This is a genomic window from Embleya sp. NPDC025285 (assembly GCF_055558835.1).
Window position 1 is genome coordinate 1 of the sequence record NZ_JBVHLU010000118.1, and the last position, 22,077, is coordinate 22,077.

General features: G+C 72.0%; 18 protein-coding genes. 13 read left to right on the forward strand and 5 right to left on the reverse strand.

Annotation, left to right across the window (positions count from 1 at the left end; genetic code table 11):
* Nucleotides 1–284: 284 nt before the first annotated feature.
* From ACZ4FV_RS44400 to ACZ4FV_RS44415, 4 genes are all read left to right on the forward strand, one after another.
* On the forward strand, nt 285–1,886 hold the full coding sequence (locus tag ACZ4FV_RS44400; protein WP_465326554.1) for a flavin monoamine oxidase family protein: 1,602 nt from the start codon (nt 285–287) through the stop codon (nt 1,884–1,886).
* A 212-nt stretch (nt 1,887–2,098) separates the two neighbouring features.
* Complete coding sequence (locus ACZ4FV_RS44405; protein ID WP_395865033.1) at nt 2,099–2,926, forward strand: ABC transporter ATP-binding protein; 828 nt, start codon at nt 2,099–2,101, stop codon at nt 2,924–2,926.
* A gap of 11 nt (nt 2,927–2,937) precedes the next feature.
* On the forward strand, nt 2,938–5,472 hold the full coding sequence (locus tag ACZ4FV_RS44410) for an ABC transporter permease (RefSeq protein ID WP_395865032.1): 2,535 nt from the start codon (nt 2,938–2,940) through the stop codon (nt 5,470–5,472).
* A gap of 272 nt (nt 5,473–5,744) precedes the next feature.
* Nucleotides 5,745–6,269, forward strand: coding sequence for an SHOCT domain-containing protein (locus ACZ4FV_RS44415; protein WP_402237186.1), 525 nt, complete (start codon nt 5,745–5,747; stop codon nt 6,267–6,269).
* 173 nt (nt 6,270–6,442) lie between these two features.
* On the opposite strand, the gene ACZ4FV_RS44420 is transcribed toward ACZ4FV_RS44415, so the two are convergent.
* Nucleotides 6,443–7,345: a MerR family transcriptional regulator gene (locus ACZ4FV_RS44420; RefSeq protein WP_395865029.1), complete on the reverse strand. Its 903-nt coding sequence runs from the start codon at nt 7,343–7,345 to the stop codon at nt 6,443–6,445.
* Nucleotides 7,346–7,435: 90 nt separating this feature from the next.
* Here ACZ4FV_RS44420 and ACZ4FV_RS44425 point away from each other — a divergent pair, with 90 nt between their 5' ends.
* The 6 genes from ACZ4FV_RS44425 (at nt 7,436) to ACZ4FV_RS44450 (ending at nt 14,056) form a co-directional block, all read left to right on the forward strand.
* A complete protein-coding gene (locus tag ACZ4FV_RS44425) occupies nt 7,436–8,269 on the forward strand; it encodes an alpha/beta fold hydrolase (RefSeq protein WP_395865026.1) in 834 nt (277 codons plus the stop codon).
* Nucleotides 8,266–8,814, forward strand: coding sequence for a YybH family protein (locus ACZ4FV_RS44430; RefSeq protein WP_465326558.1), 549 nt, complete (start codon nt 8,266–8,268; stop codon nt 8,812–8,814). Before ACZ4FV_RS44425 ends, ACZ4FV_RS44430 begins: the two co-directional genes overlap by 4 nt.
* 2 nt (nt 8,815–8,816) lie before the next feature.
* Nucleotides 8,817–9,839, forward strand: coding sequence for an LLM class flavin-dependent oxidoreductase (locus ACZ4FV_RS44435; RefSeq protein WP_465326560.1), 1,023 nt, complete (start codon nt 8,817–8,819; stop codon nt 9,837–9,839).
* Between the two features lie 300 nt (nt 9,840–10,139).
* On the forward strand, nt 10,140–11,051 hold the full coding sequence (locus ACZ4FV_RS44440; protein ID WP_402237194.1) for a DUF1028 domain-containing protein: 912 nt from the start codon (nt 10,140–10,142) through the stop codon (nt 11,049–11,051).
* The gene (locus tag ACZ4FV_RS44445) at nt 11,048–12,346 is read left to right on the forward strand and encodes a M20 family metallopeptidase (protein ID WP_402237197.1); all 1,299 of its coding nucleotides are present in this window, start codon (nt 11,048–11,050) and stop codon (nt 12,344–12,346) included. Before ACZ4FV_RS44440 ends, ACZ4FV_RS44445 begins: the two co-directional genes overlap by 4 nt.
* 213 nt (nt 12,347–12,559) lie before the next feature.
* A complete protein-coding gene (locus ACZ4FV_RS44450) occupies nt 12,560–14,056 on the forward strand; it encodes a purine-cytosine permease family protein (protein ID WP_395865018.1) in 1,497 nt (498 codons plus the stop codon).
* 87 nt (nt 14,057–14,143) lie between these two features.
* Here ACZ4FV_RS44450 and ACZ4FV_RS44455 read toward each other — a convergent pair whose 3' ends face one another.
* Nucleotides 14,144–14,431: a helix-turn-helix domain-containing protein gene (locus ACZ4FV_RS44455; RefSeq protein WP_395865016.1), complete on the reverse strand. Its 288-nt coding sequence runs from the start codon at nt 14,429–14,431 to the stop codon at nt 14,144–14,146.
* Nucleotides 14,432–14,443: 12 nt separating this feature from the next.
* Here ACZ4FV_RS44455 and ACZ4FV_RS44460 point away from each other — a divergent pair, with 12 nt between their 5' ends.
* Both ACZ4FV_RS44460 and ACZ4FV_RS44465 read left to right on the forward strand, forming a co-directional pair.
* On the forward strand, nt 14,444–14,635 hold the full coding sequence (locus ACZ4FV_RS44460; RefSeq protein WP_395865014.1) for a hypothetical protein: 192 nt from the start codon (nt 14,444–14,446) through the stop codon (nt 14,633–14,635).
* Nucleotides 14,636–14,830: 195 nt separating this feature from the next.
* Entirely contained in the window at nt 14,831–16,624 is a 1,794-nt protein-coding gene (locus tag ACZ4FV_RS44465; RefSeq protein ID WP_465326564.1) for a PucR family transcriptional regulator, read from the forward strand.
* 240 nt (nt 16,625–16,864) lie between these two features.
* On the opposite strand, the gene ACZ4FV_RS44470 is transcribed toward ACZ4FV_RS44465, so the two are convergent.
* From ACZ4FV_RS44470 to ACZ4FV_RS44480, 3 genes are all read right to left on the reverse strand, one after another.
* Complete coding sequence (locus ACZ4FV_RS44470) at nt 16,865–18,421, reverse strand: GMC family oxidoreductase (protein WP_395865010.1); 1,557 nt, start codon at nt 18,419–18,421, stop codon at nt 16,865–16,867.
* 81 nt (nt 18,422–18,502) lie between these two features.
* Complete coding sequence (locus tag ACZ4FV_RS44475) at nt 18,503–18,757, reverse strand: hypothetical protein (protein ID WP_465326567.1); 255 nt, start codon at nt 18,755–18,757, stop codon at nt 18,503–18,505.
* Nucleotides 18,727–19,317, reverse strand: a complete 591-nt coding sequence (locus tag ACZ4FV_RS44480) for a sugar phosphate isomerase/epimerase family protein (protein WP_465326569.1) — start codon at nt 19,315–19,317, stop codon at nt 18,727–18,729. Before ACZ4FV_RS44480 ends, ACZ4FV_RS44475 begins: the two co-directional genes overlap by 31 nt.
* A 441-nt stretch (nt 19,318–19,758) precedes the next feature.
* On the opposite strand from ACZ4FV_RS44480, the gene ACZ4FV_RS44485 reads away from it, so the two are divergent.
* Entirely contained in the window at nt 19,759–21,852 is a 2,094-nt protein-coding gene (locus tag ACZ4FV_RS44485) for an ATP-binding SpoIIE family protein phosphatase (protein ID WP_465326571.1), read from the forward strand.
* The last annotated feature ends 225 nt before the right edge of the window (nt 21,853–22,077 follow it).

The following is a 22,077-nucleotide window of genomic DNA, read 5'->3' on the forward strand; positions in this document are numbered from 1 at the left end:
CCCCCCCCCCCCCCCCCCCCCCCCCCCCCCCCCCCCCCCCCCCCCCCCCCCCCCCCCCCCCCCCCCCCCCCCCCCCCCCCCCCCCCCCCCCCGCGACGGTTCTGCGACATGCCACCCGCCGCGGCACAACGACCCGACGGCGACGCGACGACCCGACCTGATGTGCGGGATCCGAGTCGTGCTCCGCGCGCCGACCCTGGGACTGCGTTAATAATAGACCGACGGGTCGATCAATCAATCGCCGACCCGTCCGATATCCCACGTCTTCAAGAGGGGACACGCACATGACCGACTCTTCACGACCCGGTTGGGCGACCAGCCGCCGAGGATTCCTACAACGGGTGGGTGCCGTGGGTGGTGCCGGAGCGGCGCTGAGCGCGATGGGCGCGCTCGGCCTCGTCCCGAGTTCGGCGAGCGCCGCGACGCCGCCGTTTCGCGCGCCGCGCGCGTCCGACTTCGGGCTCACCGGACGCGGCGCGGGGCGCGTCGCGGTGGTCGGCGCCGGTGTGGCCGGTCTGACTGCCGCGTACGAGTTGGACAAGGCCGGCTACGACGTGACCGTGCTCGACGCGCGCCCGCGGATCGGCGGGCGCAGTCTCACGGTGCGTGGCGGCGACACCCTGACCGACCTCAAGGGCGTGACCCAGCACGCACGTTTCGCGCCGGGTCAGTACTTCAACGCCGGACCCGCGATGCTCCCGCAGTGGTCGGTCAGCACCGACTACTGCCGTGAATTGGGGGTTCCCCTGGAGGTGTTCTCGATATCGAACACGAACACCTTCGTGTTCGACCCGAACGGGCCGGGCCGGCCGCGTTTTCAGACCGCGCAGGCGGACGCGTACGGCGTGGTCGCCGAGTTGCTGGCCAAGGTGACCGACCAGGGGGGCCTGGACCGGCAGTTGACCGCGGCCGACAAGGAACGCCTGTTGGGGTTCCTGAAGGCGATGGGCGATCTCGGCGACGACCTCGCGTACCGCGAGGACCCGCGGCGGCGCGGGTTCGCGGTGAACCCCGGCGGCGCGGGCTCGCCCGGCACGCCGTTGCCCCGGCGGGGTTCGCTCGACCGCGTCTTCTCGGAACAGTTGTTGCGGCACTGGTACCTCGACGCGAACTTCGACATGGCGTCGACCCTGCTCCAACCGGTCGGCGGCATGGACCGCATCGTCGAGGCCCTGGCGGAGCGGATCGGTCGTGGGCGCATTCGATGCGGGGTCGAGGTCACCGCGATCACCGACGGCCCGCGTGGGATCCGGCTGACGTATCGCGGGGTGGCGAGCGGCGTGCTCGATGTCGACTACTGCATCGTGACCACGCCGCCGCTGGTGGCCGCGCGCATCGCCGGGCTGCCGGCCGAGGTGACCGCCCTGCTGGGCGGCTTCATGGCGGAGTTCCCCGGCAAGATCGGGCTGGAGTACCGCAGTCGGTGGTGGGAGGACGACTTCGCGATCTACGGCGGCCTCACCTCCTACGGTGCGGACGGGTCGCTGTGGTACCCGTCGTACGACCACCATCGCGAACGCGGGGTGATGGTCGCCTACTTCGAGCGGGCGGAGACCACGGTGCAGGGACTGCCGCCGGCCCGGAGGTCGGCCGAGGCGGTGCACCGCAACGTGCGCGTGCACGGTCCGAAGGCGCGTACGGAGCTGGCGAGTTCGCTCTCCGTCATGTGGGGGCTGGAGCCGTTCGTCGAGGGCGGCTGGCAGGCGGCCGATACGCAGAACAACGGCGCCGTCAACACCCCGCGCTTTCGTCCGCTCACCGATCCGAGCGGGAGGGTCTTCTTCGCCGGCGACTGGCTGAGCAACATGTTGGGCTGGCAGCACGGTTCGATGGTGTCGGCGCGGCAGGCGGTCGAGAAGCTGCACGCGCGGGTCCTGGCCGGGTGATCCGGCGCATCTTGCGGTGTACGACGCGACGTACGACGCGACGGTGTCCCGTCCACCCTGGGGCTGATGCGCTCCTACCCCGCATGGTTGACGTCGGCGTCCGACCGTCTCGTTAAATTAGACCGACTCGTCGATCTATTATTCTGTTCGCCCCTCGGGGCGGGCCTGCCCGCGCCTCGAACGAGGCGCGGGCTGTACCGATGGAGAAGCCCATGAGCACACCCCGCCACAGCCGCACCGCCGCCGGACCACGTCCACCGTCCGCCGGCCGTGCGCCGTACGCCGCCGTGGCCACGAACCTGATGAAGGTCTACGGCGAGGGAGAGACCGAGGTCAGGGCCCTCGACGACGTGTCCGTGGGCTTTCACGCCGGCGAGTTCACCGCGATCATGGGCCCCTCCGGCTCCGGCAAGTCGACGCTCATGCACTGCATGGCGGGCCTGGACAGGATCTCCTCGGGCTCGGTCCGGCTGGGCGACGTCGAACTGGCCTCGCTCGACGACACCGGCCTCACCCACCTGCGGCGCGACAGGCTCGGTTTCATCTTCCAGGCGTTCAACCTGCTCCCGACGCTGACCGCACTGGAGAACATCACCCTGCCGCTGGACATCGCCGGACGGCGGGCCGACCCCGCGTGGCTCGACAAGGTCGTGGAGACCGTGGGACTGGGCCACCGCCTCGACCACCGGCCCGCGCAACTGTCCGGCGGTCAACAACAACGCGTCGCGTGCGCCCGCGCCCTGGCCGGACGACCCGAGATCATCTTCGCGGACGAGCCCACCGGCAACCTCGACTCGCACTCGGGCACCGAGGTGCTGAACTTCCTGCGCGCGTCGGTCACCGAATCCGGTCGGACCATCGTGATGGTCACCCACGACGCGGTCGCCGCGTCGTACGCCGACCGGGTGCTGTTCCTGGCCGACGGCCGCATCGTCGACGACATGGCCCAGCCCACCTCCGACCGGGTGCTGGAGCGCATGCGCCGGTTCAACCGGAAACCGGACGAAGCCGTGCCCGCCGTCTCCGCCCTCCCCCTCTGAAGGACGCGACCGTGCTTCGCACTTCCCTGCGCAACCTCGTCGCCTACAAGGTGCGCCTCGCCCTCACCGCGCTCGCCGTCGTCTTCGGCGTCGCGTTCGTGTCGGCCGTCCTGGTCTTCGGCGACACGCTCAAGCAGGCCATGACGGACGCCGCGCTGCGCGAACACCGCGGCATATCGGTCGACGTCCGCGGCACCAAGCACGCCGTCGACCACCTCCAGATCCCGCCCCTGGACGAGTCGCTCGCGGCCAGGCTCCGTGCGCTGCCCGGCACCGCCTCGGTCACCGGTCACGTCACCGGCTTCACCGCCGTGGTCGACCGCGCCGGCGCGCTCGTCCGCAAGAAGACGAGCGCGATCGGCGCCAACGCGGTGCCCGGTCCGGACGGCAAGGACCCCAGATACCCGCTGATCACCGGACGCCTGCCCGTCAAGGCGGGCGAGGCGGCGCTCGACGAGCGGACCGCCGAGGCCGCCGGGTACAAGGTCGGCGACCGGATCCGGATCGTAGCGCGCGGACCCGTGCTGGATCAGACCGTGGTCGGCGTCTTCACCACCGACAGCGCCGCGGTCGAGGCCGGCGGCACGCTCACCCTCCTGGACACCGCCACCGCGCAGGAGCTCTACCTGGAACCCGGCGTCTACGGCGAACTGCGCCTGAACGCACGACCGGGCACCTCTCAGGAGCAACTGCGCGCGGCGGCGGCCCCGTTGCTTCCCGGCGGTGCCGAGGCACTGACCGGTGACAAGCTGCGTCAGGACGACCGGAACAGGGTGAACAAGGAGATCGCGTCGCTGCGCACGCTGCTCCTGGTGTTCGCCGGCATCGCACTGTTCGTCGGCAGCTTCATCATCGCCAACACCTTCGCGATGCTCGTTGCGCAACGCACCCGCGAACTCGCGCTGTTGCGCGCCATCGGTGCCACCCGCAGGCAGGTGACCCGCTCGGTGATGTTCGAGGCCCTCGCGGTGGGCGTGGTCGCCGGACTCGGCGGGTTCGTGATCGGCATCGGGCTCGCGATCGGCCTGCGCGACGTCCTCAACGGTGTCGGGGCCAACCTCACGCCCGGTCCGACCGTCGTCGCCGGCACGACCGCGCTGTGGAGCCTGCTCGTCGGCATCGGCGTCACGCTGGTCGCCGCGTGGCTGCCGGTGCGTCGGGCCGCCAAGATCCCGCCCGTCGCGGCGTTGCGCACAAACCTGCCGCCCAGTACGTCGAGCCTGCGCCGGCGCAACATCGCGGGCGCGCTGACCCTCGTACTCGGCGGCGCCGTCCTGCTCGCCGGCATCAAGGGCTCGGCGACCGGCAACGCCAAGGTGTTCACCGTGATGGGCGGCGCGGGCATCGTCCTGATCGGCGTCATCGTGCTCACGCCCCTGCTCGCCGCGCCCGCGGTGCGCGTGTTCGGCGCGCTGCTGCGGCGGATCCACCCGGTGGAGGGCCGGCTCGCGTATCAGAACGCGGCCCGCAACCCGCGCCGCACCGCCGCCACCGCGTCCGCGCTGATGATCGGCATGGTGCTGGTCACCTCGCTGACGATCTTCGGTACCTCGCTCAAGCACCTGGTCGACCGCACCCTCTCGAAGGGCATCACCGCCGAGTTCGTGCTCAGTTCGTCGGCGGACGGGCAGAGTCTGGCGCCGGAGATCGCCGCCGCGGTCGCCAAGGTGCCGGGGGTGACCGCCGTCAGTCCGGTCCGCGAGGCGCGGGCGACCGTCGACGGCAAGGAACACGGGATCACCGCGGTCGACCCGGCGAGCGCGTTCTCGGTGCTTGCGACCACGTTCACCCAGGGCGGCCCGCAGTCGTTGTCCAGCGGGTTGTTGGTCTCGAAGCAGACCGCCGACGAGCGCAAGTGGCGGGTGGGAACCTCGGTTTCCGTCACCTTCCCGGACGGCGAGCGCGCCCGATTGGCCATCGGTGGAATCTACGACGAGGCACCGCTGCTCGGTGCCCTGACCGTGTCGCTGCAGACGCTGACCCCACATGTGGACGTCGTCGGCGACGACTTCGTGCTCGCCAAGGTCGCGCCGCGGTCCAAGGACGGCATGCGGGACGCGTTGCGCAAAGCGGTCGGCAACAGCCCGGCGGTCAATGTGCAGACGGCGAAGGAGGTGCGCAAGGACTTCAACAAGCTCTTCGACGTCATGCTCGACATCGTCTACGGGTTGTTGTCGATGGCGATCGTCATCGCGGTGCTCGGCGTGGTCAACACGCTGGCCATGTCGGTGTTCGAACGCACCCGCGAGATCGGCATGATGCGGGCCATCGGGCTCGACCGGCGGCGCACGCGACGGGTGATCCGGCTGGAGTCCCTGATCATCTCGGTCTTCGGTGGCCTGCTGGGCGTCGTGCTCGGGCTGATCGCCGGGGTGGGCGGCGTCAAGGGCATGGCCCGCTCCACCAAGGACCTCACGGTGGTCGTTCCGTGGGACCGGGTGCTGATTTTCCTGGTCCTGGCCGCGATCGTGGGCGTGCTCGCGGCGGCCTGGCCCGCCCGGCGCGCCGCGAGGCTCGACGTGCTCACGGCGCTGCGTACCGATTAGACGCGGCGTGTCGCACGCGCGGCGCCGCCTCGGCCGTGCCGCCTCGGACTCGGCGACGCGCTTTCTCCGACCCGGCGACCCGCTCCTCGGACCGGGCGACTCGTGCCCCGGCCGCGCCGTCCACGCGTCCGGGGCCCGTGGCCGGCACGAACCGATCCCTGCGCGACCGGGTGCCGCGCGGGTCCGTCCCGGGGTGGCGGCCGGGCTCGGGGAACGGTCGCGAACGTCTCTTGTCAGTAACGGAATTCGATGAACAATGAGGTGCTGGAAAGATGGACTGGGGAGACCTCGCAGATATCGCGCTCGACCGGCTCGGCGGCGCGAACTCCATGACGCGCGACATCGCCGAGACCGCCGTGCCCGGCGAGGTCCCGCTGCTGGTGACCTCCGCGCGGGCCCGTCAGGAGTGGACCAACGGAACCCTGGTGCTCACCACGCGCCGGCTGGTCTACACCAAGGAGGGCAGACCCACGGTGGCGGTGCCGTTGGCGGGCATCGCCGAGGTCGAGGTGGGCCGGTCCCGGCTCACCGGGAACATCGTCAAGGTCACCGCCGTCGGTGGTGACCACGCTTGGGAGAACGTCGCCGAGGTCGCGACCTTCGCCGCACGGCTGCGCGACGCCGTCGCCGCCGCCGCGAGTGCGGAGCGGGCCCTCGACCGGGCGGGAACGCCCGGCCGGCCGCAGGAGGAGCCGCTGCTGCTCGACCGGATCGAACGTCTGGTCGTGCTGCACCGCCACGGCGCCCTGACCGACGAGGAGTTCGCCCGGGCCAAGCGGCGGCTGCTCGGCGGCTGACGTCGTGGTGCCTCCCGGCGCGCACCGCCGTCGCCGGGGGCGGTGGCGGTGGCGGTGCCCGGGATGACGGCCGAGGCGGTTGCCGGGGGCGGTTGCCGCGCCCGGGGCGGTGGCCCGGATGACGGCCGAGGCGGTGGCCGCGCCCGCCTCCGGATCCCGGACGTCCCCGCTCGCTAGGACGGTTCGCCGGGGGCGGGGTCGGGCGCGGCGGGGGTGTCCGGTGCGGTGAACCCGGACGCCGCGCGAATGATGCGCTTGGTCATCGGGTCCGACCAGGCCTTGGGGGAGAGCACCTCGATCCAGATCGCGCGCACCGTCTTGCGGCCGACGTTCTCCCAGGAGATCAGGGTCCGGGACGGGAAGGAGACCGAGTCGCCCTCGGCGACGTCTATCGGCTCCGCGACCTGCGCGTGGTCGCCGAGCCCGCCTCCCACCCGGAAGCGCAGGGACCCGGACATCAGGAAGGCGAAGGTCTCCCCGGGCCGGGAGTAGGGGCCGCCGCTGGAGCCGCGCGGCGGAATGGACAGCAGGGCCGGTTCGAGATCGTGGCCGGGGAGGAGGAGTTCCTCCCACTGGACGCCGCCCTCGAGGACCACGGTGGCCCGCTCGTCGGCGCGTACGACGCTCGCGTTCGTCTTGGTGAAGGACGCGAGGCTGCTCATGGGAACGCCGAGCGCGTCGGTGATGCGCGCGATCAACTGGGTCGAGGCCCGTTCGACGCTGCGTTCGATCGAGGACAGGTGGGACACCGACGTGTCCGTCATCGCCGCGAGTTCCTTGAGCGAGAGGCCACTCGCCAGGCGCGCGCGTCGGAGCCGACCGCCGTCGGCGGCCTCGTTTGTGGGAGCCGGGCTGTCGGGGCTGCTCAGCGAGGTGCGAATCGCCGCGGGGTTCCAGCCGTGTCGCTGCCGCAGGTCGGCGATCCGGCGCGCCCGGCTCACGTGCTCGGGGCCGTAGCGGCGTTGCCCGCCGGCCGTTCTGTCCGGCACGAGCAGGTCTTGTTTCTCCCACGCCCGCAGGGTCTGGGGACTGACCCCGACCTCGGCGGCGACATCGCCAATGCTTCGCCAACTCATGCTCGGAGTCTAGGACGGCCCGGGTCGGGAGTCTCGACAAACTTACATTGTTACTGTAACTATGGCGCCCCAAGCGGAGAGGGGAGCCCAATGTCATCCGTGGATCGCATCTTCTTCGGAGCAGGCTCGGGGTCGGCGTTGTCGCGGCGGGGCGGAGCGGCCGGCTCCCCGACGGTGCTCTTCGTCCACCCGGCCAACCTCCAGGCCAGATGCTGGCAGGCGGTGCTGGCGGCGGTGCCGGCCGAGTGGACGTGCCTGGCGATCGACCTGTCCGGGCACGGGTCCTCGGTGCGCCACGACACCTACGGTGTCGACCGGTGGCTGCGCGAGTGCGTCGAACTGCTCGACGCCGCCGAGGTCGCGGACGTGCACCTGGTGGGCGCCTCGGTCGGCGCGGCCGTCGCGGTGGAACTCGCCGCGGCACACCCGGATCGGGTCCGCAGCGTCACCACGGTCGGCGGCGCCTTCCGCGCGGCCGATCCGGCCGACTCGCACGCGTTCCTGGCGGCCGTCGCCGCCAAGGGCACCCGGGCGGCGGTGCTGGACATCCTGGCGAGTGAGGCCGGTATGGACGCCGCCCTGGTCGCCGCCGTCGCCGCCGACATCAGCGTCAACTCCGACGAGGAGGCGGCGCGCGTCTGGACGGCCGCCGCCGTGGCCGCGGGCCTGCGCGCGGCGCCCCGACTGCGCTGCCCGACCCTCGCGATCGTCGGGGACCGGGACGTGGGCTGCCCCGTCCGGGACTCCCGCGCGTTCGCGGAACTCACCGGCGGCCGGCTCGCGGTCATCGTCGGACACGGACACCTGCCGATGTACACCGCCCCCGCCCGGGTCGCGGCCTACCTCGGATCACTCGTCGAGGGAACGCGGCCCGACCGCACCCCCCATCGACGTCCCACCACCGGAACAGGAAGCCGATCATGACCGAAACCACGTTCGCCGAGCGCACGGCGCCCGCAGCGGACATCGCCGAGATCCGCAGGCTCCACACGCAGTGGTGGGAATCCAACATCGGCTGGGACATCGACCGCATGGTCGAGGTGTTCCCGTCCCCGGGCGACGAGTACCTGATGTTCAACTTCAACGGACACCCGTACTTCAACATGACCGAGAAGGTCGCGCTGTGGAAGTGGTACCGCGAGATCATCGCCCAGACGGGCGGCCTGACGACGCGGATCATGCGGCTGGAGGTTCGCGGCGACACCGCTTGGCTGGCCTGCGAGTTCACCGTCGAGGCGGAGATGCTCGACGGCGGGGAGTGGACCGCGGACTCGGTCGAGGCGACGGTGGGACGGGCCACCGAGATCTACCACCGCGACAACGGGCAGGGCGCACCCGAGTGGCGCATGTGGCACACCCACATCACCGCGCTGCCCGACCTGGACGAGACCCGGCCCGGTTTCGACGACTCCACCCACAGCCGCGGCCTGGGCTGGGTCCCGTGGAACCCGCTCCCGAAGGGAGTCTGAGCATGGGTATCGCCGACGGTTCCGCGCGCACGGCCCAAGGATCCCCGCGCATCGCACTCGTGCTCGGCAGTTCGCAACGTCCGGCCGAGATCGTCGCGGCGGCCAAGGCCGCCGAACGCGGCGGCTTCGACGAACTGTGGGTCGGCGAGGACTACTTCTACACCGGCGCGATCGCCTCGGCCGGCGCCGTCCTGGCCGCCACCGAACTCCCGGTCGGGATCGGCATCGTGCCCACCACCTCACGTCATCCCGCGCTCCTGGCCATGGAGTTGGCCACCCTCGCCGGGCTGTACCCGGGGCGGCTCAAGGCCGGCGTCGGCGCGGGTGTGCCGGACTGGCTGGACCAGATGGCGATCCGATCGAGGAAGCCGCTGTCCTCGGTGCGGGACGTGATCGCCGGGCTGCGTACCCTCCTCGCCGGGGAGACGTTGACCGTCGAGGCGTCCTCGTACCAGGCCCGGGAGGTGCGACTGGCCCATCCGCCCGCGGTGGTGCCGCCGATCCTGGCGGGTGTGGGCGGGCCGAAGGCGCTCGCCATGTCGGGCGGGTCCGCCGACGGGACCGTGCTCTCGGTGCTCGCGGGAACGGAATACGTCAAGTGGGCGGCCGATGCCGTGGCAGGCGGCGGCGCCGGTTCCGCGCACGACCTGGTGGCGTACGTCCTGTGCTCCGTCGACGCCGATGCCGCCGTCGCCCGCGAGCGGTTGCGCGAACTGTTCGGCCTCTACCTGCTGGCCGGACCACGCAACCCGATGACCGAGGCGCACGGGATCGCGGACGCGGCCGAGGCCCTGGCCGCGCTGAACTTCGACGACGCCGTGCGGGCGATTCCGGACGCGTGGATCGACGAACTGGCGGTCGTGGGCACGCCCGATGACTGCGCCTGCAGGATCGCGCTGCTGGCCGAGGCGGGAGCGCACTGCGTGGCGCTGTGTCCGCTGCCCGACCAGGACGCCGAGGCGCAGGTCGACCTGCTCGCGCGCGAACTCCTGCCCCGTGTCCGGGCGGTTCGCTCCGCGGGGTGAGATGTCGCGGGGCCGGGCCGGCCGGACCCGGGTACGGAACCCGGTTCAGGGGGCTTCGGTTCGGCCCCGGGACACGAATCACTCGGGCGGGATCCCTCGGCCCGCCCGGCGTTCGAGGGCCCGACGGGCGCCCGGCGCGCCCGCCCGTCGCGGCCGGGAGCGGTGCGACGGCGCTTCGAGATCGGGTGGTGGTCGGCCCCGGGGTTCGGGGCCGGCGCGCCGTACGGCATCGGGTGGTGGTCGGCCCCGACAGCGGGGCCGGCACGCCGGTACAGCACACACCAGCGATGGGAGACACCGATGACCTATTCGATAGTGAGCTTCGATCCACACGACGGTTCCCTCGGATTCGCGGCGCAGTCGCACTTCTTCGCCGTGGGTTCGGTGGTCGGCGACGCCGAGGCCGGCGTGGGCGTGGTGGTCAGCCAGGCCTTTGCCAACACCGACTGGCCGCACGAGGGGCTGGCGATGTTGCGCGCGGGGGCGGCGCCCGACGACGTGCTGGCGACGTTGACCGCGAGTGATCCGCTGGCCGACTACCGGCAGGCCATCGTCATGGACGCCGGCGGCGGCTACGCCTGCTTCACGGGTGACCGGTGTGCGCCGCACGCCGGCGTCGCACGCGGCGAAGGTGTGGCCGTCGCCGGAAACATGCTGGCCTCGGACGGCGTGTGCGCCGCCGTATTGACGGCCGCCCACCACGACCCGGGAACGGCGCACGCCCGGCGCCTGGTGTCCGCGCTCCAGGCGGGCGAACGCGCCGGCGGTGACGCGAGGGGATCGCAGTCGGCGGTCCTGAAGGTGGTGAACGGCGTACGCGGCGAGCGGCCCTGGCGGCACGTGCTCGCCGACATCCGGGTCGACGACCACGCCGACCCGGTGGGTGAGTTGCGGCGCCTGTTGCCCGTACACGAGGGCTTCCGGGCGATCGGAGCCGCGTTGTTCGCCCCGCCGCTGGTGATCGGCGACGCGTCGCGGATCACCGACGCCGATGCCCGGGGGATGGTCGAGGCGCTCGCGGGCGCCGCGTCCGGCCTGGGCGCCAACCGCGAGGCGGACCTGTGGCGGGCGGTCATCCTGCTGCGCTGCGGCGAGAGCACGGCCGGCGGCGCGCTGCTCGCGGAACTCGCGGCCGATCGGCCGCAGTTGGCCGAGTTTGCGCGTGGTCTCCAGCGGGTCGGGATCCTGCCGACGGTCGAGGTGCGGTCATGAGGCCGGCCCGGCCCGGGGGGTTCGACGCGAACCGCCCGCGCCCCGCGGTGGACACGTTCGTGCGGGTCGACCGGGTGCGTGAGACGGCGGCCGAACTGGTGCGCATCGACACCCGGAACCCGCCCGGCAGGGAGTCCGCGGCCGTGCCCGCGTTGGTGGAACTGCTGGGTGCGATCGGTTGTGCCACCGAGGTGTTCACGTCGCGATCCGGGCGGCCCTCGGTGCTCGCCGGCTACGGCCGCGCCGCGCCGGGCCGCCCGACACTGCTGATCAACGGCCACGTGGACGTCGTACCGGTGGCCGAGTCGGACTGGACGGTGCCCCCCTTCGAGGGTGTCGTGCGCGACGGGCGCCTGATCGGGCGCGGTGCGGCGGACATGAAGGGCGGCATCGCCGCGGCGATCGAGGGGTTGCGCGCGTGCGTCGACGCCGGCATCGACCTCGGCGCCGACATCGTCTTCCACCTCGTCGCCGACGAGGAGACCGGCGGCGTGCACGGGACGGAGGAACTCGTGGCCGCCGGTGTGGTCCGGGCCGACGCGTGCATCGTTCCCGAGCCGACCGACCTGCGGCCGGCCGTGGCCGAACGCGGCTCCTGGCAGGCCCGGATCGAGGTGTCGGGCACGGCCGGGCACGGTGGCGACCCGGCGCGGGGACGCTCGGCGGTCGCGGACGCGGCCCGCGTCACCACCGCCCTGCATCTGGCCCGGTTCCACGACGTCCCGCATCCGCTGCTGGGCAGCCCGACGTGCAATGTGGCGATGGTGCGCGGCGGAGTCGCCGCCAATGTGATCGCGCCGAACTGCGTGCTGACCATCGACCGGCGCACGCTGCCGGGGGAGACGGCCGACGACGTGTACGCCTCGATCGTCCGCACGATCGACGCGGCCTGCCCGGATGTCGACTACCGCGTGGTCCCGACGTTCTTCTGCGAGGCGTCCGAACTGCCGCTGCCGCACCCCTTCGCGGACTTCGTCGACAGGTGCCGTCCCGGCGAGGCGTGGGAGGACGGGGGCTTCGTCGGGCTGTTCCTCGGCTCCGACGCGCGCTTCCTGCGCAACCGACTCGCGATTCCCACCGTCGTCTACGGGCCGGGGTCGATCCGGCAGGCGCACGGCGCCGACGAGTGGGTGGAGATCGAGGACCTGGCCACGGCCGCGCGGACCTTCGCCCGCGCGATGGCCGGGTTCGCCGACTTCGTGGCGGGCACCGGCGCCCGGGAGGGATCCGAGACGCGGACACCACGGACGCCGCCGACGACGGCATCGGAGCGTGCCGGGCAACCGCGCGACTGACCGGAACCCGACCCTCGCGGTCGGATGCGCACGATCAGGCGCCGCCGGACCCGCCCGGGTCCCGCCGGCGCCGGGAGGTCGACGGGTTCGTACGCGACCCGTCGGCGCGGGGATCGGGGACCGCGCCGCATCACGTCTTCACCGCAAAACCACCCATTGCGCAGACAAACCTACAGGAAAAGTGTATGTTTTGCGCCACATGAAGGAGGGCACATGGCTGACCAGTCAGGCGCGGTGACAGGCCGGCAGGCAGCAGCAACCGGGACCGCCCGCGGCCCGGTGTTGGAAACGCGTTCGATCGACTACATCCCGCAGTCCGAGCGGCACGGCCGTGCCTGGCACCAGGCGCCGTTCTGGTTCACCGGGCAGTTCGTGCCGACCACGATGGTGGTCGGCTTCGCGGGACCGGTCATGGGACTGTCGATCGGATGGTCGATCGCCGCCACCGTACTCGGCGTCCTGTTCGGCACCTGCTTCATGGCGTTCCACGCGAACCAGGGGCCCACCATGGGCCTGCCCCAGATGATCCAGTCGCGCGCCCAGTTCGGCACCCGGGGCGCGTTGGTGCCGATGCTCGCGGTCATCTGCGTGTACATCGGCTTCAGCGCGTTCGGCGTGCTGTTGGCCTCCCAGGTGCTCGAATCGGTGCTGCCCGGCTCGGGGACGCTGTGGGCGGCCGTCATCGTCGTGCTCGCGGCGACCGTGGCCATCGTCGGCTACGACCTGCTGCACGCCGTGCTGCGGCTGCTGCCGTACCTGGTCGTCCCGGTGTTCGCGGTCCTCACCGTGCTGGCGCTGACGCACCTGGAGCCGCACCCCGTCCCGCACGACTCCGCCTTCACCCCCGCCGCGGCACTCGCCCAGTTCGTCGCCGCGGCCGGCTACCAACTCGGGTACGCCGTCTACGTCTCCGACTACTCCAGATACCTGCCCGCGGACACCTCCGAACGCGGGGTGATCGGCTGGACGTACGCCGGGGCCGCGCTGTCCGCGATCTGGCTCATGGTGCTCGGCAACTTCATCGCCGGCTCCGTGCCGGTGCCCGACGCGCTGGTCAACCTTCAGGACATCGGCGACACCCTGTTCGACGGCTTCGGCAAGACCGCCGTCGTCGCCGTCCTGGTGCCCAGCGCGATCGCCATCATGGGCGTCAACCTCTACGGCGCGATGCTCTCGGGCCTGAGCATCGTGCAGGCCTTCCGCCCCGTCGCGCTGACGGTGCGCACCCGCGTCACCGGCATCCTCGCCGGCGCGACGCTCGCACTCGCGGTGGCCGAGGGCCTGCCGTCGAAGTACCTCGGCAGCTTCAACGACTTCATCACCCTGATCCTCTACGTCCTGGCGCCGTGGACCGCGGTCAACCTGATCGACTACTACTTCGTGCGTCGAGGCCACTACGCGATCACCGAGATCTTCAGCCCCGACAGCATCTACGGACGCTGGGGCAGCCGCGGCCTGCTCTCCTACGCGCTGGGCGTCGCCGCCCTGGTGCCGTTCATGGTCACCGGCTTCTACACCGGCCCCATGGTCGACACCCTCGACGGCGCGGACATCGCCTTCGTCGTCGGACTGGTCGTCTCCGGCACGGCCTATTGGATCACCACCCGGGGCCTCGACCTCGACGCCGAACAGCAGGCGATCGAGCGCAGCAAGACCCACCTGGACGGAGCGGACGCCGTCGTACGCGCCCGACCTCGCGCGACCGGCTGACCGGTCCTCGGAGTCGACCCGCCCGTCGGGAGCCCTGTCGGCTCGCGGCGGGCCACTCCGCGTTCGGCCACTCCGCTCCGCGTTCGGCTATGGCGCGTCCGGCCGCGCCGACGACGGATCCGCCGGTTCTGCGCCCGGTCGTTCGCCCGGCAGCCAACGCAACGCGAACCACAACTCCATCCGCACGTCCGCGTCCCCCAGGTCCAGATCCAACGGCTCGCCGATCCTGGCGACGCGCCGGCGCACGGTGTTGCGGTGCAGGCCCAGCGCGGTCGCGGTGCGGTCCCAACTGCCGTGATGCGCGAGCCGGGTGCGCAGGGTCCCAAGCGCCGCTACGACTCGGCGCACCACGCGTCGCCGGAGACCGCCGGTCACAACGCGGCGCTCGTGGACGAGGTGGGCCTCACCGGTTGGCTCGCCGGACACTCCACCGTGGCCGGCCCCATCCGGTACTGCGCCGAGCGCCTCGCCGAGATCGAGGAGTCGGGCATCGACAACGTCATCGTCGCCCGGTTCGTCCCGGAGCCGTTGCGCTTCAAGCGCGAGTGCGCCGACAAGGTCGTCGCCCGCCTGTCCTGACCGTCCGTGCCCGGACCGGCGTACGGGCGCGCGCGCCGAGAGGCATGCGATCGGTTGCCCTTGTCACACGCTCGGTGATCGACCGAGTGCGCCTCCGTGACCTGCGACATCGTTCGCCACGGCTGTGCCTATTCTGGTCCCCGCGCAGCCCATCGGAGGACCGAATCGGTTCGACTCCACAGAGGTGACCCCCACGTGACGACCCATCCCCGCAGAAGCCTCGGTCGGGTGCTGGAGGACTTCGGCTCCACACTCCTCGACCTGATCCACGGTGACGCGGACGCCGTGGAGGAGATCGGCGGGGTGGTCATCCACGACCCGTACGACGAACCGCAGTACCCACCGCACGCGGTCGTCCTCGGCGCCGCCGTGCACGGGCACGCCGAGATCGCCGGCCTCCTGCGCACGTTGGGCGCCCACGGCGTCGCCGCCCTGATCGTGCGCGGGCCGGTCGAGCCCGACGCCGCGGTCGAGCGCGCCGCCGCCGGGGCGGGGGTGGCGCTGCTGGCCTTGACTCGGGGGGCGTCCTGGGCGCAACTCGCGGCGATGCTCCGTACGTTGCTCACCGAAGGCGATGTCGGCGAAGCCGGCACGCAGACCCTGGGCGGCGTGCCCTCCGGCGACCTGTTCGCCCTGGCGAATGCCGTGGCCACGCTCCTCGACGCCCCGATCACCATCGAGGACCGCCGCTCGCACATCCTCGCCTTCTCCGGCCGCCAGGACGAGGCCGATCCCTCGCGCGTGGCGACCATCCTGGCTCGCCGAGTACCCGACACATACCTGCGCATTTTCGAGGAGCGCGGCGTCTTCAAGGAGCTGTACCGCAGCCGGGAGCCGATGTTCATCCCCCCGGTGATCCTTGCCGGCGAGGCCGCGCTCGCCCGTACCGCGATCGTTGTTCGGGCGGGCGACGAGATCCTCGGTTCGATGTGGGCCGCCGTCCGGGAGCCCCTCAGCCCCGAACGCGCCGGGGCCTTCGTGGAGGCATCCAAGCTGGTGGCCCTGCACCTGTTGCGGCACCGGGCCGGTACCGACGCCGAAAACCGGTTGCGCGCGGACCTGGTCACCACCGTGCTGGAGGGCGGCCCCGGCGCCGTCGACGCACTCGCCCGCCTGGGACTGGGGTACGAGCCCACGGTGGTGCTGGCGCTGGGCCTGGCCCGCGGCCACGGCGAGGACCACACCCAGTCGACGGCCGAACACCAACGCTTGACCGCGGCCCTCGCGATCCACCTCAACGCCGTGCAACCGCGCTCGGCCGTCGCCCTCCTGGGCGACACCGCCTACGCCGTCCTCCCGGCCCCCGGCGACCCGGCCGCCGCGTGCGAGCGCGCGGTGCAGATCGCCACGAACTTCCTCGACCGCACCGGCGACCGGGTCAAGGCGCTGATCGGCATCGGGACGATCGCGCACGAACCCACCGCACTGCGGCGCTCACGCACGAACGCGGACCGCGCGCTGCGGGTGCTGGGCGGCGGGCAGGTGAAGCAGCGGGTCGCCTCGATCACCGACGTCTACATCGACGCGCTGCTCCTGGAGATTCGCGACCTCGCCGCGGCCAACGGCGACGAACTCGTCGGTCCGCTCGCCCGGCTCGTCGCCTACGACGCCAAGCACAACACCAACCTGGTCGACACGCTGCGGGCGTGGCTGGACGCGTTCGGCGACGTGACCTCCGCTTCGGCGAGCATGTTCGTGCACGCCAACACCTTCCGGTACCGGATGCGTCGGATGGCCGAGGTCGGCCGGATCGACCTCCAGGATCCGTCGGCGCGCTTCGCGATCACCCTGCAACTGCGGTTGATGAGCCCGCAGCCCGGGGACGCGCCCCCGGCCCCACTCTCCGCCCCGCCTTCGGCCCCGGCCGATGGCGTCACGAGAGCCGAACCCGGTGCCGCACCTCGACGCGATCCGGCGCGGACGGCACCCGCACCCGCGGACCGGTGCGGACCCGTACCCGGACGCCACACCGGATGGCGCACTCCATGACCATCGCCGCCCGCGCCGGCTGATCAACACCACGAGCATGTCGAGGAGTTCGTCGCAGCGTTCACCCCACCGGCGGAGCGCTGATCCGGCGCGACCCGCGCGAAGCCGATCGGAGCCCGCCGGCCCGCGGACGTCGGTCACCCGACCAGGCACGGGTGACCGACGCCGGGCGCCGGAGTTGTGCCGGCCCGCAGCCGGCCCGCGGCCGCTCCGCGGTTGATCCGCGACGCCGCCGTCGCGCTAGTCGGCCGCCGCGATCAACTCCGCGCCCAGCTCGCCCAGTGCGGTCGCCAGCAGGTGGGTGTTGGCGCGTGGCACGGTCGGCACGACCGAGGCGTCCACGATGTGCAGGCCGCTCAGGCCGTGCACGCGCAGCTCCGCGTCGACCACGCCGGCCGCCGGATCGGTGCCGATCCGGCAGGTGCCGACGCCGTGGTAGAAGGCGTAGTGCGAGGCGGCGAAGGACAGGCACAGCACATCGTCGGGCATGTCCGACACCCGCGACACGGCGTCCGGAGCGAGCGCGAGGCCGGAGGCGGCCACGACGCGCGCGGCCAGGCGCACCCCGATCGCCAACCGTTCCAGGTTGTCGCGGTCGGTGGTGAACGGCCAGGAGATCCGGGCCGGGGCATCCGGCGCGGCGCCGGTGGGGACGATCGAGCCGAAGCCGTTGGGCAGTTGCAGGGCGACGCTGATCTCGATCTCCCGCGTGCCGTCCGGATTGCGCCGGGCCACGGGGGTCAACTGGAGGTCGTGGGTGCGTCCCTGGTCCGGACAGGCCGTGGCGCGGGCGATCGTCTGTAGCGTGGGTCCACCGTCGGGCACCGCGTCCGGTCGGACCGCCGCCCGATAGGACACCACCATGTGATCGCTCAAGCCTGCGCCGACGGCCGGGAGTTCGTGCACCGGCTCGATGCCCAGCCCGGAGACGCCGTGCGCCGGTCCCACACCGGAGCGCCACAACAACAGCGGGTTCTGCACGACGCCCGCGGACAGCACGACCCGGCCCGCGTATATGCGTTCGCCGTCGGCCAGTTCGATGCCGACCGCGCGGCCGCCGGTGAGCAGGACGCGCCGTACGTGGGCATCGCCGCGTACGGTCAGATTCGGGCGGGCGCGTGCCGGGTCGAGGTAGGCGACCGTGTTCGACACGCGTCGGGTGCCGCGCCGGTTCATCGGGATCGGGCCGACCCCGGTCGATCCCGGACGGCTGTGGTCGGCGCACAACGGCAGTCCCTCGGCCAGGCATCCGTCGACGAAGCCACGCTGCAACGGGCTCCATTCGGCCTCCGGGTGCCGCACGATCGGGATCGGTCCGGCGTTGCCGTGGTGGGGGTCGTCGCCGAAGTCCAGGTCGTCTTCGATCCGGTTGAGGTAGGGCAACATTCGCTCCCACCGCATTCCCTCCGGCCAGGACGCGAAGTCCTCCGGCTCCGGGCGCATCGCCACCGCGCCGTTGGTCGCCGACGAGCCCCCGACACCGCGCCCGCGTGCGTAGTTGAGCATGCGCCCCGCGGTCGAGGCGACCTTGTCGCCCCAGTTGTACGGCCAGGCCACCGGCCGCGACAGATGCCGCAGTTCGTCCGGCATCGTGTCGACGCGATGGTCGGGACCGGCCTCGACCAGCAGGACCGTACGATCCGGTCGCTCGGACAATCGGGCGGCCAGGACACATCCGGCCGAGCCCGCGCCGACCACGACGACGTCGAACGTGCCCGGACCGCCGCCCGGGGATCGGCCGTCGCGCGTGGACGCGGTCGCGGACTGGGGATCGGGCTTCTGTCGGCCGGCTGACATGGGCGACTCCTCCACTTCGGTGACTACGGACTCGACTGTTTCGTTCAAGGGACCGGCTTGTTCGGGTATCGCCGGCCGTGCCTACGCGGAGTGTGCCGCCGTCTCCCAGGCCGTGCGGGTCGCGGCGAGGGTGGCCTCGGCGAACGTGTGCAGGTCGGCGGTGCGCCAGTCGTCGGCGAGCAGTTCGACGCTCACCACGTCGTCGTAACCCTTCGCCGCGAGCGTCGCGCAGAACCGGTCCAGGTCCAGGACGCCTCGGCCGGGGAGGACCCGGCGGTGCATGGACTCGTGGTGCGTGTCGTCGGTCACCGGCGCGGGTGCGTCCGCGAACTGCACGAAGCCGATGCGATCGAGCGGCAGCGCGACCAGGTCCGCCCACGTGCTCGGCCCCGGAAGAAGTGCCAACTCTCCACGACCAGGCGCAGATTCGGATGCGCCACCCGCTCCCACAGGCGCAGCGCCTCGGGGATCGAGTCGACGTGCCGGGTGGGCAGGAACTCCACGGACAGGCCGACTCCTTCCTCGGCCAGGGATCCGGCGCACCGGGCGGTGTTGGCCACCACCGCCTCGTCGATCTCGCCGGTGACCACACACAGCACCTGTTCCGGGCGCAGTACACGCGCCACCCGAAGGACATGTTCCAGGCTGCGCAGCGTCCTGGTCTCGTCCGCGGAGATCGACAACGAGACCAGCTCGTGGCAGGGCAGATCGTGCCGCCCCAGGTGGGCGGCGAGTTCGCTCACCGGCAGACCCTCGCGTTCGTGCGCGAGCACGGAGAGGAGATCGAGCCCGATGTGGTCGTAGCCGGCCGCCGCGGCGGCGGCGATCTGCCGCGGGAGGGACGGCGGCAGTCCGTAGTAGGTCGAGTGGTTGAAGGTGTTGAAGCTGTAGCGCATCGCATCCTCACGTGCCCCTTGGTCGGCTCGGCCTGCCGGGTGGTGGGCGGGTCACATCTTGTGAGGCCATCATAACCATGATAGCCATGAAACAAGACGGGCCCGGGAGTAGGCCGTCGCCGCATTCCCCACGGACGAGGAGTTCCGGCCTGGCCGTTTCCGACGACGACCCCGCGCTGCGCCGGATCGCGCACGCGGAACTGCTCCACCGCCCGGGCGAGCGCGCGCGGCCCCGGCGCGTGCTCGTTTCGGGCTCGGCCCCGACTCCCGCCCCGGCGTCCGCCATCTCCATCCGTCATCGCCATCCGAGTTGACGGCCTCCGGGGCGTGGTGCGGTTTCCGGTCGTGGGCGCGATCCACCTCGATACGGACCCGTGTGTGGGGTCGGCGCCCGTGGGTGATACTGGGCAAATCGACCTCGGAGTCCGGAAGGATCGACGGGTGACGGAAGACGGTCACAGCGCGCTTCCCTTCGAGCTGCCCGCGGACTGGGCGAGCCCGCTGGCGCACGCCGTCTTCGATCAGGGCGCGATGCTCCTCGCGGCGGTGGATCCGGATCTGCGGGTCGTCGCCACCAACGCCACCGCCGAGCGCTTTCCGCAGATCCCGATGGGTCCCGGGGACGACATGGCCGCCGTCTTCGCCGCCCTCGGCCTCGCATACCTGGTGCCTGTGCTCGGGCGGGCGCTGTCCCCGGCGGGGCCGCTCCTGCGCAGGTGGCAGTTGGTCGCCGCACGTGCCGCGGGCGGGAACCTGCTGCACCTCACCATCGGCATCCTGCGCATCGAGCGCGCGCCGGGCTCGACCCTCGGCCTGCTCGTCACCGTGAACGACATGACCGACCTGGTGCGCTCCGAATCCCGCTTCGAGGTGGTCCGCGAGGCCGCCCAGACCATCGGCGACTCGCTGGATGTCGCCCAAACGGCCCAGCAGCTCGCGGACCTGGTGGTGCCACGACTGGCGGACCTCGCCGCCGTGCACCTCGCCGAGGCGGTCGTCGCCGGCGAAGAGCCCGCGGTCGACCCGACGACCGGCTACACGCCCGAGATCCGGGCCGGAGTGGCCTTCGTGGGTGACGCGTGGCCCGGGGAACTGGTCCAGGTCGGCGAACGGCTGCCCGTACCGCCGGACATCCCCTCGGTTCGGGCCATGGAGGGCGGGGCCACCCTGCTGATCCCGCGACTCGAGCCGCTGCCGGGCGACTCCTCGGTGCCCGCGAACGCGCACAGTCTGCTGGCCGTACCGCTGTTCGCGCGCGGCCACTCGCTCGGCAGCGTGCAACTGTGGCGCACCGAGCGCCCGGATCCGTTCGACGAGAACGATGCCCGCCTGGTCGAGGAGATCGCCTCGCGTGCCGCGCTGAGCGTGGACAACGCGCGCCGCTTCACCCGGGAGCACAACGTCGCGCTGGCCCTGCAACGCAGCCTCCTGCCCGAGGAGGGCAGCGACGAACCGGCCGCCGAGACCTTCGCGGCCTACCTGCCCACGTCCTCCTCGGCCGGGATCGGGGGCGACTGGTACGACACGATCCCGTTGTCCTCGCTGCGCCTGGCCTTCGTCGTCGGTGACGTGACCGGGCACGGCCTGCAGGCCAGCGCGACGATGGGGCGCCTGCGTACCGCCGTCCAGGCGCTCGCCGACATGGACCTGCCGCCGGACGAGCTGCTGACACACGTGGACGACCTGGTCCAGCGGTTCCCGAACCGGTCCCATGGTGCCGAGGCGGTGTCCGGCGCAACGTGCCTGTACGCGGAGTACGACCCCGTGACCGGCCGCTGCCGGATGGCGTCCGCCGGGCATCCGCCGCCGGTGGTCCTCGCCCCCGACGGACGTGCCCACTTCGTGGAACTGGAGGCCGGTCCGCCGCTGGGGGTCGGCGGCATGCCGTTCGAGATCGCCGAGATCGAATTGGCGCCGGGCAGCGTACTGATCCTGTACAGCGACGGCCTGGTCAGCGGGCCCGACCACGATCTCGGCGCGGGCATGCGGCGCCTCCTCGATCGTCTCGAACACACCGACGCCCCGCGGCAGGATCTGGCGAAGATCGGGCGCGACCTGCTCGACCCGGCGGTGGTCGGCTCGTGCGACGACGACACCACCCTGTTGCTGGCCCGGGTCCGCCCGCTGCCCGACGAGGATTGCGTGGTCTGGGAGTTGCCCGTCGATCCGGCGCATGTGGCACGGGCCCGCGACCTGACGACCGGGCAACTCGCGGCCTGGGGGCTGGAACACCTCGCGTTCACCACCGAACTGGTCGTCAGCGAACTGGTCACCAACGCGATCCGCTACGGCGAAAGCGGCCCCATCACACTGCGGTTGATCCGCAGCCGGGATGTGTTGATCTGCGAGGTCTCCGACCCCAGCAACACCCAACCGCGCCTGCGCCGCGCGCACAGCACCGACGAGGGCGGCCGCGGTCTGTTCCTGGTGGCCCAACTCACCCGCAGGTGGGGGAGCCGCTACGAGCGGTCCGGAAAGACGATCTGGGCGGAGCAGGGAACCGCGCCGATCGAGGAGGCCTGGGACTTCGACTGAACGGGTCGTCCGTTGCCGAGTCGTCGACGGGTCGCGGGTGCGCGGCCGACAGCGTACGTGGGTCGACATCCGGCGTGAGCGGTTCGGTGCGGCGGCGGCGCGCGGTCGACGAGAGTGACGAGGGTGACGAGGGTGACGAGATCGCGCCGACCGTCGTGGCGGCGGCCGGATACACGTCGTTCCCGATCCCGCGGGGTGCCACGCGACCGGCCTGTCCCGGCCCCG

Coding starts and splice junctions, on each gene's coding strand:
- ACZ4FV_RS44445 (WP_402237197.1), top strand. CDS start 11,048: ATGAGGCCGGCCCGGCCCGGGGGGTTCGACGCGAACCGCCCGCGCCCC.
- ACZ4FV_RS44415 (WP_402237186.1), top strand. CDS start 5,745: ATGGACTGGGGAGACCTCGCAGATATCGCGCTCGACCGGCTCGGCGGC.
- ACZ4FV_RS44425 (WP_395865026.1), top strand. CDS start 7,436: ATGTCATCCGTGGATCGCATCTTCTTCGGAGCAGGCTCGGGGTCGGCG.
- ACZ4FV_RS44420 (WP_395865029.1), bottom strand. CDS start 7,345: ATGAGTTGGCGAAGCATTGGCGATGTCGCCGCCGAGGTCGGGGTCAGT.
- ACZ4FV_RS44450 (WP_395865018.1), top strand. CDS start 12,560: ATGGCTGACCAGTCAGGCGCGGTGACAGGCCGGCAGGCAGCAGCAACC.
- ACZ4FV_RS44440 (WP_402237194.1), top strand. CDS start 10,140: ATGACCTATTCGATAGTGAGCTTCGATCCACACGACGGTTCCCTCGGA.
- ACZ4FV_RS44470 (WP_395865010.1), bottom strand. CDS start 18,421: ATGTCAGCCGGCCGACAGAAGCCCGATCCCCAGTCCGCGACCGCGTCC.
- ACZ4FV_RS44405 (WP_395865033.1), top strand. CDS start 2,099: ATGAGCACACCCCGCCACAGCCGCACCGCCGCCGGACCACGTCCACCG.
- ACZ4FV_RS44435 (WP_465326560.1), top strand. CDS start 8,817: ATGGGTATCGCCGACGGTTCCGCGCGCACGGCCCAAGGATCCCCGCGC.
- ACZ4FV_RS44400 (WP_465326554.1), top strand. CDS start 285: ATGACCGACTCTTCACGACCCGGTTGGGCGACCAGCCGCCGAGGATTC.
- ACZ4FV_RS44430 (WP_465326558.1), top strand. CDS start 8,266: ATGACCGAAACCACGTTCGCCGAGCGCACGGCGCCCGCAGCGGACATC.
- ACZ4FV_RS44480 (WP_465326569.1), bottom strand. CDS start 19,317: ATGCGCTACAGCTTCAACACCTTCAACCACTCGACCTACTACGGACTG.